The sequence below is a fragment of the Streptomyces zhaozhouensis genome, from assembly GCF_900230195.1.
In the GTDB taxonomy this organism is placed as follows: domain Bacteria; phylum Actinomycetota; class Actinomycetes; order Streptomycetales; family Streptomycetaceae; genus Streptomyces; species Streptomyces zhaozhouensis.
Genome location: NZ_OCNE01000009.1, coordinates 88167 through 104272, shown reverse-complemented (window position 1 = coordinate 104272; position 16106 = coordinate 88167). Strand labels below are relative to the sequence as shown.

The following is a 16106-nucleotide window of genomic DNA, read 5'->3' as shown; positions in this document are numbered from 1 at the left end:
GACGGGCTTGTGGCGAGGGCGCGTGCGCCTCGCGCGCACGGCGCGCGCTGCTTCTCACGCTAGCCATGGGCGCCCCGGCCCGCAGCTCGACGGCCCGCGCCCCCGGACGCGCCGACGACCACGGCCACGCGCCCCTCACCACCCTGGCCCCCCGCGCCCGGAGGACGGGACAATGGGGCGGATGAGCATCCACAGCCCGACCGGGTCGCCGACGCTGCCGCGGCCGTTCACCGCCGCCTTCACCGCCCGTCCGCACGCCGTGCTCGCCGAGCTGCGCGAGGCGGCACCGGTCCATCACGTGGCGCTCCCCGACGGCTCCCCCGTCTGGCTGGTCACCCGCGACGCCGACGTCAGAGCCCTGCTCGCCGACCCCAGGCTCTCCGCCAGCAAACGCCACGCCCGTACCCCCTGGCGCGGCTTCTCGTTGCCGCCCGCGCTCGACGCCAACCTGCTGAACATGGACGGCGCGGACCATCTGCGGCTGCGCCGGCTGGTCTCGCACGGCTTCACCCCGCGCCGGGTCGCCGCGCTGCGCGAGTCCGTCGAGTCGGCTGCCGACGCGCTCGCCGACGGGCTGCGCGAGGACCTGGTCGCCGAGTTCACGACGCCGCTGCCGCTGACCGTAATGTGCGACCTGATCGGCGTGGCGGAGGCGGACCGCCGCCCGTTCGCCGGCCGGCTCGCGACCCTGCTGGCGCCGCCCGACCCGGCCGCCGCGGCCGAGGCGCTGCGCGGCGTGCACCGCTTCCTGCTGGAGCTGGTCGCCGAGCGCCGGGCCGCCCCGCGCGACGACCTGCTCTCGACGTTGATCGCCGCCAGGGACGAGGACGACCGGCTCACCGAGGACGAGTTGGTCTCCCTCGCGTTCCTGCTGCTGGGCGCCGGCATCGAGAACGTGCAGCACACCCTGAGCGCCGGCCTGTGGGCGCTCAGCCGGGAGCCGGAGCAGTGGGCGGCGCTCCGCGCCGACCCGGCGCTGCTGCCGGGGGCCGTGGAGGAGTTCCTGCGCTTCGCCCACCCCAACCTCACGGCGCTGCGCCGCTTCACGACCGAGCCGGTCGAGGTCGGCGGGGCCATCGTGCCGACGGGGGAGACGGTGCTGCTCGGGCTGGCGTGCGCCAACCGCGACCCGCGCCGCCACCGGGACCCCGACCGGTTCGACATCCACCGGGCCGAGCCGACGGCCCATCTCGCGCTGGGGCAGGGGGTCCACTACTGCCTGGGCGCGCCGCTGGCGCGGCTGGAGCTGACGGCGGCGCTCACGGCGCTGCTGCCCAGGCTGCGCCCGCACGGGCTCACCGATCCGGCCTGGGCGACCAACTACCGCTCGCACTCCCTGACCCGCCTGCGGCTCGCGCCCGGCGGCTGAGCCGGCGGCGGACCGACGGCGGGCGGCCGTTCCGCGGGCGCGTCGTTGGCGGGGGAGCCGGTCGTCGGCGGGGGCGTCGGGGGCGCTGGGCGCCGGGGCGCCGTTCGCGGGGTCACCGGTAAGGATGAAACCGGCGGCGGCGGTCGCCCGGCCCGCCGGGCCGGCGCACGCCGCCAACGCGCGGTGCACCGACGGCTTCGACGGCCCGGCCGCCACGTGGCACGGCGGCGCGCTGACGGATGCGCCACCGCCGGCTCGCGGTCCCGCTGTGTCACCATCTGCCGCGTTCGGCACTCTCGTCGGGCGACTCCTCGTCCCTCGGCCGCGCGCGCCCGCTCGTGGCGGCGGCGTCTCACCGGAACTCAGGCGGACCACCGTGAAGATCACCTTTCTGCTCCACAACGCCTACGGCATCGGGGGCACCATCCGCTCGGCGGCCAACCTCTCCGCCGCGCTCGTCGAACGCCACGAGGTCACCGTGGCCAGCCTCTACTGCCACCGCGACACCCCGGGGCTCGACTTCGACCCGCGGGTGCGGCTGCTCGGGCTGATCGACCAGCGCGAGGGGTCGAAGGACCTCGCACTGCCGGAGGCCGGGCAGCCCAGCCAGCTCTTCCCCGCCTCGGTCGGCGGAGTGTCGGCGCTCAGCGACCAACGCATGTCCGACTATCTGACGCACACGGACGCCGACGTGGTGATCAGCACCCGGCCGGTCCTCAACGTCTATCTGGCCCGTTACGGCGTGCGCGGCCGTTACCTGCGCATCGGTCAGGAGCACTCCACCCTCGCGGTCCGCGACGAGGCCGGGCACCGGGAGCTGCAACTGGCGGCCGTCGCCCAGCTCGACGCCTTCGCCCCCGTCTCCAGCACGGACGCCGCCGCGTACCGTGCGGCGCTACCGGAGGCGGCCGCGCGCATCCGGCACATCCCCAACTCCTCGCCGGCCGCCGCCGTCTCGCGGTCCACCGGCGAGAACAAGCTGGTGGTGACGGCCGGCCGGCTCGTCGCCCAGAAGCGCTACGACGTGCTGATCGACGCCTTCGCCCGGCTGCGCGACGACTTCCCCGACTGGGAGCTGCGGATCTACGGCCGGGGCCCGCTGCGGGAACCGCTGCTGGAGCAGGTGGAACGGCTGGATCTCGGCGGGCGCGTGCGGCTGATGGGGGCCGTCGCGCCGATCGACACCGAGTGGGCGAAGGGCGCGATCGGCGCGGTCTCCTCCAGCTGGGAGTCGTTCGGGCTGACCATCGTCGAGGCGATGGCGTGCGGGCTGCCGGTCGTCTCGCGGGACTGCCCCTACGGCCCTGCCGAGATCATCACGCCGGGGGAGGACGGGGTGCTGGTCCCGATGGACGAGGGCGACGAGGGGCTGGCCGAGGGGCTGCGCCGGCTGATGGCCGACCCCGCGCTGCGTGCGCGGATGGCCGAGAACGCCGTGGCCACCGCCGCCCGTTACGAGCCGGCCGTGGTGGCCGAGGCGTACGAGGAGCTGTTCGCGGCGCGGCCGCGCGGCGGCGGGCTGCGGCGGCTGCGCACCCGGCTCCGGCGCCGTCCGGACCGGCGGCTGGTGGTCGCCGCCAGCGCGGACGCCCCGGCGCGGCCGGCGGCGCGCTGCGTCGCCGCACCGGACGGCCTCACCCTGGCGCTGACCCCGGCCGAGCCGGGGGACCTGGTGCTGCGGCTGCGTGACGACCCGGAGGGGCGGCAGGTGCGGCTGCCGCTGGACCGGGAGGGGCGCGGCCGCGTCAGCAGGGCGGAACACCAGCTGGCGGAGGGGCGTTGGGACGCCTATGTGACGGCCTCGACGGCGGCCAAGGCGCGGCGGCTGGTCGCGCACCGGGTGGAGGGGGCCGCGCTGGTCGGCGCCGCGCCGGCGGTCGGGGAGCACGGGGTGACCTCGTGGATCCCCTACACCACCAAGGAGGGCAACCTCACCGTCCGGGCCTGGCAGCGGCCGGCGCACGCCGAGGTCGCCGACATCACCCTGGGCGAGGAGGCGGCGCTGGTGACCGTCACCCCGCACGGGCCGCCGACCGAGGTGGCCCTCGCGGTGCGCCAACAGGAGCCGGACGTACTCGACTTCACCATCCAGCTACGGGTGCTGCCCACCGGCCGGGTGCTGCTGACCATCCCCTACGCGGACGCGGTCCGGGAGCCGCACGGCCGCTGGAGCCTGGTGATCCGCTCGGCGGACGGCACGCTGGTGCCGCTGGGCCGGATCGGCGGCGACACGGTCGACCGCCGACCGACCGACGTCTATCCGGCGGTCAACCGCCGGGAGGGCACCTTCCGCCTCGGCTACACCGGGGACAACGCCCTCATCCTGACGACGACGCCTCCCGCGGGGTAGCTTCCCCCGGCGCCCCACGGCGAGCCGTCCCCTTCCCGGGCCTGATCCGCCCGACTCCTCAGCGTCCGAGGCCGGGCGGTGTCGGCATCCCGTCGGGTGTGGCACGGCGCACGAGGTCGCTGGAGCAGCCGTCGCACAGGGCGGTGATCCACACCTCGCCCCGGCCGCCACGGAACCGCGGCCGGCCGGGGCCGCCGCATATCTCGCAGGTGCGCTCGGAGGCGGTCTCCGCCGCGTCGGTCAGCTGGGTCGCGAGATCCGCCCACTGACCGTCGAAGTCCCCCTCCTCGTCGAAACGGTCGGCGACGCACACACGCAGGCCGCCGAGGCCGCGTTCGCACTTCTCGATCCGGTAGTCGGGGGCGAGGGCGAGCAACTGCCAGTGCAGCCGGAGCAGCAGGGCCGCCCAACCGGGCCCCACCGTCCCGGTCCACGCCGGGAGCTGCCACTCATCGTGGATGACGAGGTCTGCCATGCCCCCATGCTGGCGTATGGGTCTGACAATTCGGCCGCCGTGGGCCGGCCGACTTCCCGACAGGCGGTAACTGGCCAGAGTCGGTCTCTCCCGTTGCGGCTTACGCTTGACGATTGATCAAGTCGACTCCGTTCGGGACCACTTGCCGTGCCGGCGGTCAGGACGCGAGGCTGCCGCGTCCGGGCCCGAGGGCCCGCTCGTGGCAACCGCAGTCGCAGGCCAGATAGATCACCGGGATGCCGGCCGGCGGCGGTGGCGCGACCGCCTTCGTGCAGAGCCGGTGCGCGCCGGTGTGGCACTCCACCGTGCGGTAGGCGTCCGGCGTCCGGTGGCCGCTCGCGGTCACCACCTTCAGCACGTGGTGGAGCGCGGCCGCGTCGGTCAGGCAGCGACGGTGCGGCGGGATCAGCCACCGCACGCAGGGCCCCTCGGTGCGGCTCGGCGGCGGCACCGTGAGCCGTTCGCCGGCGCCCAGCACCGTGACGCCCGGCAGCCGCCAGAGGTCGGCCGCCCCCACCTGGACCAGCCAGAACATCGTGTGTTCCGCCGGATGATGGATCACCGGGCCGGTCCGCTCGCCGAGTCGCGCTATCGCCCGCGCCGCCTCCGCCCCGCCCGCGCCGACGGCGTCGAACCACCGGCCGCACGGCAACGGCCTGGGGCCCTGCTCGGCGGTCGGCAGCCACGTGGGAAAGGGAACGTCTGTCTGCACACGGCACCTCCGGCGACGAGCGGTGACTACGGCGGGTCACCGCTACCGAACGTACCCGCGCCCTCACCCTCGGCATGATGGCGAGGAATACAAGCAGTTCAACACCCTGAACACCATCGGAGCGCAGGGGCGGGCGCACGGGCGCGTACCACTCGCGCACGCCCGCTCAGTCCCTCGGTCGCCCCGGGCAACCGCCCCGGACGACCGCCGGCGCCGGAGCGCCCCGGACGGCCAGGCGTTCAGTTCACAGGCTCACGGGCTCACGGGCTCACGGGTCCGGTTGCCCGTCCGCCCCGTCGCCCAGGGTGCTCAGGCGCTCAGGCGCTCAGGCGCTCAGGTGGAACCGCGCCGACATCCGCCGCAGTTGCTCCCGCACCCCGCTCCGCTCGCCGTAGACGATCCTGCGCAACGTCGCCCTGGCGATCGGATGGTTCCTGACCAGCTGTGGAGCGATGCGCTCCGCGGCCGACAACTCGGCCACCGCCAGATCCCGTTGCCCCGACCAGAGATAGGCGCGCGCCAGGTCCATCCGGTAGTGGCCGCGTCGGGACGCCGGCAGGGCGGCGACCAGTGCCGGGTCGAGCCGTTCGTGCCGGCGCAGCGCCTCCTCCTGACGGCTCAGTTCCAGCGCGACGTTCACGCCGTGGATGCCGACGTTGCCGGCGGAGAAGGTCAACGAGTGGCGGTCGAACGCCGGTTCCGGCGCTTGGCGCATCCGGCGCGCCGCCTCCGCGGCCAACTCCAGCCGGTGGTCGGCCTCCCCCGCGTTCCCCGCCCTGGCCGAGGAGACGGCGGCGCGCAGTTGCAGCGATCCCCACACCCGGAGTGCCGCGGGCTCGCCGCGTTCGTAGGCGTCGGCGACCCCGCGCAGTGCCTTGTCGCCGAGCGCCAGCGCGTCGTCCCAGTCGGCCGTGGCCCACATGTCCCAGGCGCGCATCCAGTCGACGACGGCGGGCAGCAGCGGGTCGCCGGAGCGCTCGGCGGCCCACGCGCCACGTTCGGCGGCCAGCGTCACCAGCTCGGGGTGGCCCAGGGCGTGGGCCGAGGTGTGGGCGAACTTGCAGGTCACCGCGTAGACCGCGAACGCCTCCTCGCGTTCGCCGCCGGTGGCCCGCTCGGCCAACGCCCGTGCCTCCCGGAGCAGGTCGGGAAGGTGGTCGAGGATGCCGGTGTTGTCGGCGTCGTCGCGCAGCCGGTGCAGCCCGCGCATGGCCTGCCAGAGCGCGGCGGCGGGCCTGGGGGAGCCGTCGAACGTCGGAGCCAGGTCGTAACGCCGCAGCTCCCGCAGGGTCATCGCGGCCGAGACCCGCCACTGGTTCTCCGCGGTGCTGCCGGTGAAGGGGCGCTCGATCAGCTCGTTGGGGTGAATGTGCACCACTCCGGCCAGCGCGTTGATCACACTCGCCCGGTCCAGTTCGATGTCGCCGCTCTCCACCTTGGAGACCCAGCTCTGCGTCCGGCGCAGCCGGCCCGCGACGTCCGCCTGCGTCAACCCCAGGCGCAGCCGCGCCCGCCGCAGCCGCTGGCCGATGGACTCGCTCTCCTCCGTCATCGCTCACCTCACCACCGACGTGGCGACTGAAGCAACGGCCTTGCATGGAACGGGAGTTGTCAAGGACATCGGGTCCTCCAGGGAGTCGCCGGGCAGCAGCACCCCGGACGCTACCCCCGCGCCCCGCCCCGTCACCCCTCCCGTTCCCACCCGCGACACCCGTGCGAGCCGCCACCCGAACGCCGGCCGCCGGCGGCGTCGACGGGGCCCGCGCCAGGGCGTGGTCGGACCCGGACGCGCGGTGGGCGAGGGGCGCGCGCGGAGCGGTCAGAAGGCGGCGGAGGGGCGGGCGTCGAAAAGGCGCGGACGGCGACCGCCGTTCCGCGCCTTTCACTTCGCGATCGAACTCGCGCACCCTCACGTCGGAACACCGTCGAAAACCGCCTCCCCCCGGTCTCACCTCGAAGGAGAGGCCCGCTGATCCAGGCGGGAAACGGTCCGGAACGGGCCGACCGTGCGCTACTCGGAAGCGGCCGTCTCCTGCTCCTCGGCGCTCGTCCTCTCCTCCTCGACGGCCGGCGACGGGACGCCCTTCTTGGCGGCCTTGGCGGCCTTGGCGGCCGCCCTGCGCTGGGCCCGGTTGCCCTCGGGGTCGGGCGTGATCTCGTCCGGCTCGGTGAGGGGGCGGAAGCCCGGCCGCGCCTGGAGGGGGTTGCCGCGCTTCGGCTGCGGGGCCTTCTTCGCCATGGTGTGCCTTTCGTCGGACGGTCAACCGCCCAGTCTGCCGCTTGTCCTCGCCGCACGCTCGCGAAAAAACCGGCGCCGCCGGCCCGGTGGGCAACGCGAAGGGCCCGGCACCTGAGTGCCGGGCCCTTCGACCTGGTAGCGGGGACAGGATTTGAACCTGCGACCTCTGGGTTATGAGCCCAGCGAGCTACCGAGCTGCTCCACCCCGCGTCGTGGTCACTACCTTACGCCATCCCGAGGGGTGCTCGCGCCACTATTGCCGGGTGGGGCGCCTCGTCAGCCGTCGGCGGAGCGCGCCTGGTAGACCCCGGGCAGCGGCGGCAGGCCCGTCACGCTCATCATCAACGAGTAGATCGTGGTGGTGCCGGCGATGAACAGGCGGTTCCTCCGGGGGCCGCCGAAGCGGACGTTGGCCACCGTCTCGGGGATCAGCAGCCGCCCCAGCAGGGTGCCGTCCGGGTGGTAGCAGTGCACCCCGCCCTCCATGGCGGCGGCCCACAGCCGGCCGGCGTCGTCGAACCGGATGTTGTCGAAGTTCCCCTGCGCGCAGGTGGCGAAGACGCCGTCCTCGCTCAGGGTGCCGTTCTCGCCGACGGTGAAGGCACGGATGTGGTTGGCGATGCTGTCGGAGACCAGCAACCGGGACTCGTCGGGGGAGAAGACCAGTCCATTGGGTCCGCTGAACCCGTCGGCCACCAGCCGGACCTCGCCGCTGTCCGGGTCGATCCGGTAGACGTTGCGCCCGCCGATCTCGCTCTCGGCCCGGTGGCCCTCGTAGTCGCTGGCGATGCCGAACTCCGGGTCGGAGAACCAGATCGAGCCGTCCGAGCGCACCGCCGCGTCGTTCGGGCTGTTGAACCGCTTGCCCCGGTAGCGGTCGGCGAGCACCGTCACCGAACCGTCGTGCTCGGTCCTGGTGACCCGGCGGTTCCCCTGCTCGCAGGTGACCAGCCGGCCCTGGCCGTCCAACGTGTTCCCGTTGGGGTGGCCGGCCGGGGAGCGGAAGACACCGACCTCTCCGGTCGTCTCGTCCCAGCGCAGCAGCCGGTCGTTGGGGATGTCGCTCCACACCAGACTGCGGGCGGCCGGGAGGTAGACCGGGCCCTCGGCCCAACGGGAGCCCCGGTGCAGCGCTTCCCACTGCCGGTCCCCGTGCGCACACCTGCCGCTGCGGAAGCGCTCGTCCAGGACCTCGTACAGCGCGGCTCGCGCGTTCACCACGGACATCTCTTCACCTTGGTCCTCGGTCGTAGGCTCTCGGGCTCTCCTCTCTCATCAGATCATTGGACGGCTCAGGGGGCGACCGTGGCCCGGGCGCCGGACGCGCCGGTCTCCTCCCGTTCGGGCGGCGAGGACGGCGCCGACTCCGGTATGACGCGCGGGCGTTGACTCGCGCGCTGTCCCCAGAGAACGCCGAGAAGCACCAGCGTCAGTCCGAGCAACTGCCAGCCCGTGAGCGACTGCCCCAGCAGCACCAGCCCCGCGAAGCTCGCGACCACCGGGTTGGCCAGCCCGAGGAAGGACATCGACGAGGCCGGCAGCCGCTCTATCCCCCGGAACCAGAGGGCGTAGGCCAGGACCGTGCCTATCAGCCCGAGATAGACGTACCCGGCGACATGGCCTGCCGTCGGCGCCGGGGGCGCGCCCTCGACCAGGAGCGCCAGCGGCGCCAGCACCAGCCCTCCGACCGTCAACTGCCAGCCGGTCAAGGCCAGCAGGGAGACCCCGGGCGGTCGCCCCCAGCGCTTCGCGAGCACCACGGCCAGCGCCATCAGCGACGTGGCCGACAGCATCGCGGCCATCCCCGCGGCGTCCAGCGCCGCGTCGGCGCGCAGCACCAGCAGGGCGACGCCGGAGAGCCCGAGCAGCGCCGCGAGCAGTGTCCCCGGCCCCGGCCTGGCCCGCAGCACCACCACGCCCAGCCCGGCGACCAGCAGCGGGGAGAGCGCCCCGACGGTGGAGGCCACACCGCCCGGCAGTCGGTAGGCGCCGTAGAAGAGGAGCGGGAAGAACGCCCCGAAGTTGAGCAGGCCGAGCACCGTGGCGCGCATCCACCAACGGCCTCGCGGGAGGCGGCGGGTGAACGCCAGCAGCAGGAGGCCGGCCGGCAGCGCGCGCAGGGCGGAGACCGCCAGCGGGCGGTCCGGGGGCAGCAGCTCCGTCGTCGTGACATAGGTGGTGCCCCAGGCCGCCGGGCCGAGCGCGGCCAGGGCCGCCACGGCCCAGGGGCGGTCCAGCAGACGGCGCCAGCGTCCGTCGCCGCGCTCCCGACCACGGATGACACCCATCCGGCACCCCCACTCCCCGGCCCCTCGGAGCCCTCGCTGGCGTGATCTCTCACCGCCATGTCTCTCAACGCTGAAATAACTTCGAGTATTCTGGCATACCCTCTTGCTCACGGCAAGTAGCTGAAGGTTAAGATAGTCGCCGTCGGGCAGGCACTCACTCCCGATCCGCCAGCCCACCGCACGAGAAGCCAGAAGGACCGGAAGCCATGAACGACAGCGCGGCGCCCCCCGGAGTCGAAGCTCCCGTCGAGACCGACGCCGTGGACCAGCTGACCGCCCAGTGGGCACGCGAGCGCCCCGACCTCGACGGCCTGGCGGCCATGGCCCTGGTCGGCCGGATCAACCGCGCGTCGAGCCTGCTGCTCAAGCGGATGAAGCCGGTCTTCACGGCCCACGGCCTGGAGAACGCGGAGTTCGACGTGCTGGCCACCCTCAGGCGCGCCGGTGCCCCCCACGAGTTGACCCCGAGCGAGCTCGTGCTCTCCTCGATGGTCACCTCGGGTGCGATCACCAACCGGCTGGACCGACTGGAGCGCAAGGGCCTGGTGGAGCGCCGCCCCGATCCCGGGGACCGCCGGGCGGTCCGGGTGCGGCTGACCTCGCCGGGGCTCGACCTGGTGGACCGCACGGTGATGGCCCATGTGGCCAACGAGGAGCGGATACTGGCGGCGCTCCCCGCGTCCGACCAGCGGGTGCTGAGCGACGCGCTGCGCCGGTTGCTGGTCGCCCTCGGTGACACGAGGCTCGGGTGAGCCCCGGCTGTGCCGAGGCGGCCACGACGCGCGGCGGCGCGGGGTCCGAGGCCCCCGGGTCCGGACCCGCGAGGCCGGCCCACGGTTCGAAGCCGGCCCTCGTGCGCGGTCGAGCCACCGTTCGAAGGAGGAGAAGGCGTGTCGACGACCAGCTATGACGTGATCGTGCTCGGCGTCGGAGGCATGGGCAGCGCGGCCGTGCACCGGCTGGCCGCGCGCGGCGCCCGGGTGCTCGGGTTGGAGCGCTTCGGCCCCGCGCACGACAGGGGGTCCAGCCACGGCGGGTCCCGGATCGTCCGGCAGGCGTACTTCGAGGGGGCGGCGTATGTGCCGCTGCTGCTGCGTTCGTACGAGCTGTTCGACGAGTTGGCCGCGGAGACCGGGCGGGAGCTGCGGATGGCCTGCGGTGGGCTGATGGTCGGCACGCCCGAGAGCCGGACGGTGGCCGGCTCGCTGGCCTCGGCGCGGGCCTGGGACCTGCCCCACGAGATGTTGGACGCCCGGGAGATCAGGCGCCGCTTCCCGACGCTGGCGCCGGACGCGGACGAGGTGGCGCTCTGGGAGGGAAGGGCCGGCCTGGTCCGTCCGGAGGCGACGGTCGGCGCCGCCGTCGAGCGGGCCGTGGCGGCCGGTGCCGAGCTCCGTTTCGACGAGCCGGTGACGTCCTGGGAGGAGCTGCCGGGTGGCGCCGGCGTCCGGGTGCGTACCGCCGTCGGCAGCTACACGGCGGGCCAGCTGGTCATCTGCCCCGGCGCCTGGGCTCCCGGGCTGCTGGCCGATCTGGGCGTCCCGCTCGCCGTCGAGCGTCAGGTCATGTACTGGTTCACCCCGCGAGGCGAGCGGGGCGTGGAGCCCTTCCTGCCGGATCGGCACCCGGTCTACGTGTGGGAGGAGCGCGACGGCACCTCGGTCTACGGCTTCCCGGCGATCGACGGCCCGGAGGGCGGTGCGAAGGTCGCCTTCTACCGGGCGAACGACGGCACCTGCACTCCCGAGACCGTCGACCGCACGGTCCACCCGGACGAGGTGGCGACCATGGCCGCGCACGCGGGGCGTCATCTGCCCACGCTGCCCGGCACGTTGTCGCACGCGGTCACCTGCATGTACACCAGCACGCCCGACGACCACTTCGTGATAGCCCGCCACCCCGGGTACAGCGCGGTCACGGTGGCCTGCGGCTTCTCCGGGCACGGCTTCAAGTTCGTGCCGGTGGTCGGCGAGATCCTCGCCGAGCTGGCGCTGGATGGCGAGACCCGCCATCCGATCGAGTTGTTCGACCCACGACGCTCGTGGTCACAGGACTGACGGGGCGTTCGACACACCGGGGGGAGAAATGGCAGACACAGGGGGGACGTTGACGGACGGCGGAGCGGAGGGAGGGGCGGCCGAGGGGGCGCCCGGCGGGCGGTCGACGGCCTGGCACGCCGATCCGGCGCTGCGGCTGCTGGTGATCGGCAGCCTGTTGAACGGGCTGGCGTTCTTCGCGACGTTGCCGTTCCTCGCTCTCTATCTCTCGGACGTCTCCTCGCTCTCCGAGGCGCGGATCGGGCTCGTGGTGGGGAGCGTGGCGCTGATCTCGTCGTTCGGCGGCGCGGTCGGCGGCCTGCTGACCGACCGCTTCGGCGGGGTGCGGGTGATCCAGACCGGGCTGCTGTTCAACGTCGGCGCCTACGCGGCGCTGGCCGCGGCGCGCCAGCTGTCGCTGATCGTCGTGCTGGTCTGCCTGCTGGGGGTGGGGCGGCTGCTCACCGAGCCGGCGACGAAGAAGCTGCTGTCGCTGGCCGCGACCGGCATGGGAGAGGCGGTCTTCCGCATCCGCTATGTGACGCTCTGCGTCGCGGCGGCCGTGGGTCCGCTCGGTGGCGCGGCGCTCTACGCGGTGGCCAACTGGATGATCTTCCTCACCCCGGCCGTGGTGTTCACCGGCTATCTCGTCCTGGTGGTCGCCCGTGCCCCCGTTCTGCGCCGGCTGGACGAGGCGCACGGGGGCGAGGCGGAGGGCGTCGGCTCCGGCTGGCGGACGGCGACGCGCGATCCGCTGCTGCTCCGGGTGGTGGCGGCCGGTCTGGTGCTGTTCCTGGTCTTCTCCCAGTTCGAGTCGATCCTTCCGCTCTACATCAAGGAGGTGCGGGGCGAGTCGGCGGTCACCTACTTCTCGCTGCTGCTGGCGCTGAACGCCGTCCTGGCCATCGCCATGCAGTGGCCCGCGAGCTGGCTCTCCCGGCGGATGAGTCCGCAGCGGCTGGCGCTGTTGGGGGCCTTCGCCTTCATGGTGGCCGCGCTGCTCTTCCGGGGCCTGGAGACCCATGTGGCGCTGCTCTTCCTGGGGGTGGTGTTCTGGACCGTGGGCGAGGCGGTGCTCTTCCCGATGCCCGACACCGTCATCCACCACATCACCCCGGACTCCAGGAAGGGCGCCTACTTCGGCTTCGCCGAGCTGCGCTACCTGGGCTTCTTCGCCGGTCCCGTGGCGGGCGGGGCGCTGCTGGGCGCCTCAGCCTCGCTCTACTTCGGGCTGATGGCCGTGACGGTCTTCGGCACCTGGCTGTTGTTGCGCGACCCCCGGCTCCACGGCCCCTGAATACCCGGCGGAGCGGACGGGGCCGCCTAGGGTCACCCCGTCCGCACGACCGGACGGCGCCGCGGTCCGCGCGGACCGGGCGTGCCGGGCTCTTCAGTCCGGGCGCACCGGATAGGGCACGAAGGTGCTGCTGTTCTCGTCGACCGCGAGCGCGCGGCCCAGCGGGGGCACCGCGCGCTGGGGGCAGTTCAGCCGTTCGCAGGCGCGGCAGCCCATGCCGATCGGGGTGGCGGCCGAGGCGTTGCCCAGGTCGAGTCCGTCGGAGTAGACCAGCCGCGTGGCGTGCTGGACCTCACACCCGAGACCGATGGCGAAGGTCTTGGCCGGGTCCCCCCAGCCGCCGCGGTGGCGGGTCACGGTGCGCGCGATCCACAGGTAGCGCTGCTCGTCGGGCATGGCGGCGATCTGCACGTGAATGCGGCCGGGCGCGGCGAACGCCTCGTAGACGTTCCACAGCGGGCAGGTGCCGCCCGCGTGGGAGAAGTGGAAGCCGCTCGCCGACTGCCGCTTGGACATGTTCCCGGCCCGGTCCACCCGGACGAAGGAGAACGGCACGCCGCGCAGCCTCGGCCGCTGGAGGGTGCTCAGCCGGTGGCAGACGGTCTCGAAGCCGAGGCCGAAGGTGCCGGTGAGCTGCTCGATGTCGTAGCGCAGCTCCTCGGCGGTGGCGTGGAAGGCGCGGTAGGGCAGGATCAGCGCGGCGGCGAAGTAGTGGGCCACCCCGATCCTGGCCAGCGACCAGGCGTCCGACCCCGGCGTGAAGTCCTCGCCGGCCAGGGCCGACAGCGCGGTGCCGTACTCCAGCAGCGCCAGCTGGGTGGCCATGCGGAACGCCCGCTGCCCCGGCCGCAGCCTCCCGGAGACGTAGAGCACCCGCGCGCCCGGGTCGTAGCGGTGCTGTTCTGGCCCGGGATGGGTGGCGACCCGCACCCCGTGCCGGGAGAGCCGGCGGTCGAGCACGGTCAGCACCTCGCCCGGTCGGATGCCGATCTCCTCGGCGAGGTCCTCGGCCGCCAGGTCGGTCTCGTGCAGGTAGTTCCGTCGGCGGTAGAAGAACTCGCGGATCTCCTCGTGCGGAGTTCTCGGGTCGTCTGGCCGCCGGGCGCCCGGCGGCCCCGGTTCGCCCTCGCGGGCGGCGGCGGCCTCGGCGAGCCGGTGGGCCAGGGCCTGGTTGCGGCGGCCCAGCTCCAGCACGAGCTCGGCGACGGACGGCAGCTTCTCGGCGAGTTCGCCCAGGTCGTCCGGGCTCACCCGGCCGCCGTCGACCTCGTCGGCGAGGGCCTCGCGCAGGTCGGCGAGGAGCCGGCTGGTGTCCCGCCCCGAGAAGAACTCGGGGTCCACGCCGAAGGTCTCGGTCAGCCGCAGCAGCACCGGAACGGTCAGCGGTCGGGTGTCGTGTTCCATCTGGTTGAGATAGCCGGGCGATATGCCCAGCGTCCTGGCGAGTTCGGCCTGGCGCAGCCCCCGTTCCGCGCGCAGCCGCCGCAACCGTGGTCCCGCGTAGACCTTGGCCACCGCAGTCTCCTTCGACCGTCAGCTTCGTCAACGTCCCGGTCGGTGCCCTCGTCGAACGTTCCCGGGGTCGCGCGCGGTCCGGGCGGCCCCGGTGGCGGGGCGCCCGGGAACCGTCCGAAACCGTCCGTGATTGGCACGTTCAGCAAAAAGCCGCCGGAAGTCTTCTCGAAGTTAGCACCGATCCACGCTTGCTGGCACCCAGTGCCAGCGTCACAGTGTGAGCACGGCCCGCCGGACCCCGGCGAACCGGCCCCGGCGGACCCGGGAACCGTGCCCACCCACGCCACGGTCCCCCGCCATCGGCCGGTGAGCCCGCCGGCAGCATTGCTCACCGTTTCCACCCAGCGGAGGGGACCGGCGGGCCCCCACCCTCCACGGCACTCAGTGCCGTGCCTCTCTCAGAGGTCACTCCGATCACATCAGGGCAGTTCCACCGCGGAGGCGATCATGACTCTCAGCGCTCAGCCGACCACACCCACCCATACCCCCAGGACCGCCGAGGAGTTGGCCCACGCGTGGGCCAACGACCCCAGGTGGCGGGGCGTCCAGCGCACCTACGGCCCCCAGGACGTGGTGCAGCTCGCCGGCAGTGTCCGCGAGGAGCACACCCTGGCGCGGCGCGGGGCCGAGCGGCTGTGGCGGCAGCTGCACGAGCTGGACTACATCCACGCGCTGGGCGCGCTCACCGGCGGGCAGGCCGTGCAGCAGGTCAAGGCCGGTCTCCAGGCGATCTACCTGTCCGGCTGGCAGGTCGCCGCCGACGCCAACCAGGCCGGCCAGACCTACCCCGACCAGAGCCTGTACCCGGCCAACTCCGTTCCCCAGGTGGTTCGTCGGATCAACAACGCGCTGCTGCGCGCCGACCAGATCTCCACCGCCGAGGGCGAGAGCGACCCCGTGGACTGGCTGGCGCCCGTCGTCGCCGACGCCGAGGCGGGCTTCGGCGGGCCGTTGAACGCGTTCGAGCTGACCAAGGCCATGATCGCGGCCGGTGCCGCTGGCATCCACTACGAGGACCAGCTGGCCTCCGAGAAGAAGTGCGGCCACCTGGGCGGCAAGGTGCTGGTGCCGACCGCCCAGCATGTCCGCACCCTCAACGCGGCCCGGCTGGCAGCCGACATCTCCGACGTGCCGACGGTGATCGTCGCCCGCACCGACGCGCTCGCCGCCACGCTCCTGACCAGCGACGTCGACGAACTCGACGCCCCCTTCGTCACCGGCGAGCGCACCTCGGAGGGCTTCTACCTGGTGCGCAACGGGATGGCCTCGGCGATCGCCCGCGGCCTGGCCTACGCCCCCTACGCCGACCTGTTGTGGATGGAGACCGGCACCCCGGACCTCGACCAGGCCAGGGAGTTCGCCGAGGCGATCCACGCCCGTTACCCCGACCAGCTGCTGGCCTACAACTGCTCGCCCTCGTTCAACTGGCGGGCGGCGCTGGACGACGACCAGATCGCCAAGTTCCAGCGGGAGTTGGGGGCGATGGGATACCGGTTCCAGTTCATCACGCTGGCCGGCTTCCACTCGCTCAACCACGGCATGTTCGATCTGGCGCGCGGCTACGCCGAGCAGGGCATGACGGCCTATGTCGACCTCCAGCAGCGGGAGTTCGACGCCCAGCGGCACGGGTTCACCGCCGTGCGGCACCAGCGGGAGGTCGGCACCGGCTACTTCGACCTGGTCTCCACGGCCGTCAACCCGACCTCGTCCACGACGGCGCTCGCCGGTTCGACCGAGGCCGAGCAGTTCCACTGAGCGACCCCGAGGGGCGGGGGCGCGCGCCGGCGCACGCGGGTTTGTCGCACGCGGGCGCACGTCCCCGACC

Annotated in this window: 13 protein-coding genes and 1 tRNA gene; 6 read left to right on the top strand and 8 right to left on the bottom strand. The window is 73.5% G+C overall.

Annotation, left to right across the window (positions count from 1 at the left end; translation table 11 throughout):
• Positions 1-181: 181 nt before the first annotated feature.
• Together CRP51_RS14735 and CRP51_RS14730 are read left to right on the top strand one after the other, a co-directional pair.
• Positions 182-1369, top strand: coding sequence for a cytochrome P450 family protein (locus CRP51_RS14735; RefSeq protein ID WP_097231744.1), 1188 nt, complete (start codon positions 182-184; stop codon positions 1367-1369).
• 376 nt (positions 1370-1745) lie between these two features.
• Positions 1746-3719 carry a glycosyltransferase family 4 protein gene (locus tag CRP51_RS14730; protein ID WP_097231642.1) on the top strand — a complete coding sequence of 658 codons (1974 nt, stop codon included), beginning with the start codon at positions 1746-1748 and terminating at the stop codon, positions 3717-3719.
• Positions 3720-3777: 58 nt separating this feature from the next.
• Here the strand turns inward: CRP51_RS14730 and CRP51_RS14725 are convergent, their stop codons facing one another.
• The 7 genes from CRP51_RS14725 to CRP51_RS14695 all read right to left on the bottom strand — a co-directional run bounded on the left by CRP51_RS14725 (position 3778) and on the right by CRP51_RS14695 (position 9433).
• Entirely contained in the window at positions 3778-4194 is a 417-nt protein-coding gene (locus tag CRP51_RS14725) for a hypothetical protein (RefSeq protein ID WP_097231641.1), read from the bottom strand.
• A 157-nt stretch (positions 4195-4351) separates the two neighbouring features.
• Complete coding sequence (locus CRP51_RS29540) at positions 4352-4906, bottom strand: hypothetical protein (RefSeq protein ID WP_097231640.1); 555 nt, start codon at positions 4904-4906, stop codon at positions 4352-4354.
• A gap of 325 nt (positions 4907-5231) precedes the next feature.
• Positions 5232-6458, bottom strand: coding sequence for a helix-turn-helix domain-containing protein (locus tag CRP51_RS14715; RefSeq protein WP_097231639.1), 1227 nt, complete (start codon positions 6456-6458; stop codon positions 5232-5234).
• Between the two features lie 459 nt (positions 6459-6917).
• The gene (locus CRP51_RS14710) at positions 6918-7145 is read right to left on the bottom strand and encodes a hypothetical protein (RefSeq protein WP_097231638.1); all 228 of its coding nucleotides are present in this window, start codon (positions 7143-7145) and stop codon (positions 6918-6920) included.
• A 133-nt stretch (positions 7146-7278) separates the two neighbouring features.
• Positions 7279-7355 (bottom strand) — tRNA-Met (locus CRP51_RS14705).
• Between the two features lie 66 nt (positions 7356-7421).
• Complete coding sequence (locus CRP51_RS14700; RefSeq protein WP_097231637.1) at positions 7422-8372, bottom strand: SMP-30/gluconolactonase/LRE family protein; 951 nt, start codon at positions 8370-8372, stop codon at positions 7422-7424.
• A gap of 65 nt (positions 8373-8437) precedes the next feature.
• Positions 8438-9433, bottom strand: a complete 996-nt coding sequence (locus CRP51_RS14695; RefSeq protein ID WP_097231636.1) for an EamA family transporter — start codon at positions 9431-9433, stop codon at positions 8438-8440.
• A 206-nt stretch (positions 9434-9639) separates the two neighbouring features.
• Between CRP51_RS14695 and CRP51_RS14690 the strand changes: the two genes are divergently transcribed.
• From CRP51_RS14690 to CRP51_RS14680, 3 genes are all read left to right on the top strand, one after another.
• Entirely contained in the window at positions 9640-10185 is a 546-nt protein-coding gene (locus tag CRP51_RS14690) for a MarR family winged helix-turn-helix transcriptional regulator (protein ID WP_097231635.1), read from the top strand.
• 138 nt (positions 10186-10323) lie between these two features.
• Positions 10324-11490: an N-methyl-L-tryptophan oxidase gene (solA, locus tag CRP51_RS14685; protein WP_281259655.1), complete on the top strand. Its 1167-nt coding sequence runs from the start codon at positions 10324-10326 to the stop codon at positions 11488-11490.
• 28 nt (positions 11491-11518) lie between these two features.
• Positions 11519-12766 (top strand): MFS transporter, encoded by a 1248-nt coding sequence (locus CRP51_RS14680; RefSeq protein WP_170970558.1) that lies wholly within the window; start codon positions 11519-11521, stop codon positions 12764-12766.
• Positions 12767-12859: 93 nt separating this feature from the next.
• Here the strand turns inward: CRP51_RS14680 and CRP51_RS14675 are convergent, their stop codons facing one another.
• A complete protein-coding gene (locus CRP51_RS14675) occupies positions 12860-14281 on the bottom strand; it encodes a short-chain fatty acyl-CoA regulator family protein (RefSeq protein WP_097231633.1) in 1422 nt (473 codons plus the stop codon).
• A 447-nt stretch (positions 14282-14728) separates the two neighbouring features.
• Between CRP51_RS14675 and aceA the strand changes: the two genes are divergently transcribed.
• Positions 14729-16036 carry an isocitrate lyase gene (aceA, locus tag CRP51_RS14670; protein ID WP_097231632.1) on the top strand — a complete coding sequence of 436 codons (1308 nt, stop codon included), beginning with the start codon at positions 14729-14731 and terminating at the stop codon, positions 16034-16036.
• Positions 16037-16106 lie beyond the last annotated feature (70 nt).

Bases quoted from the DNA above. Each gene is read 5' to 3' on its own strand.
- CRP51_RS14695 (WP_097231636.1), bottom strand. From the start codon at position 9,433: ATGGGTGTCATCCGTGGTCGGGAGCGCGGCGACGGACGCTGGCGCCGT.
- aceA (WP_097231632.1), top strand. From the start codon at position 14,729: ATGACTCTCAGCGCTCAGCCGACCACACCCACCCATACCCCCAGGACC.
- CRP51_RS14710 (WP_097231638.1), bottom strand. From the start codon at position 7,145: ATGGCGAAGAAGGCCCCGCAGCCGAAGCGCGGCAACCCCCTCCAGGCG.
- CRP51_RS14690 (WP_097231635.1), top strand. From the start codon at position 9,640: ATGAACGACAGCGCGGCGCCCCCCGGAGTCGAAGCTCCCGTCGAGACC.
- CRP51_RS14735 (WP_097231744.1), top strand. From the start codon at position 182: ATGAGCATCCACAGCCCGACCGGGTCGCCGACGCTGCCGCGGCCGTTC.
- CRP51_RS14680 (WP_170970558.1), top strand. From the start codon at position 11,519: ATGGCAGACACAGGGGGGACGTTGACGGACGGCGGAGCGGAGGGAGGG.
- CRP51_RS14715 (WP_097231639.1), bottom strand. From the start codon at position 6,458: ATGACGGAGGAGAGCGAGTCCATCGGCCAGCGGCTGCGGCGGGCGCGG.
- CRP51_RS14725 (WP_097231641.1), bottom strand. From the start codon at position 4,194: ATGGCAGACCTCGTCATCCACGATGAGTGGCAGCTCCCGGCGTGGACC.
- CRP51_RS14700 (WP_097231637.1), bottom strand. From the start codon at position 8,372: ATGTCCGTGGTGAACGCGCGAGCCGCGCTGTACGAGGTCCTGGACGAG.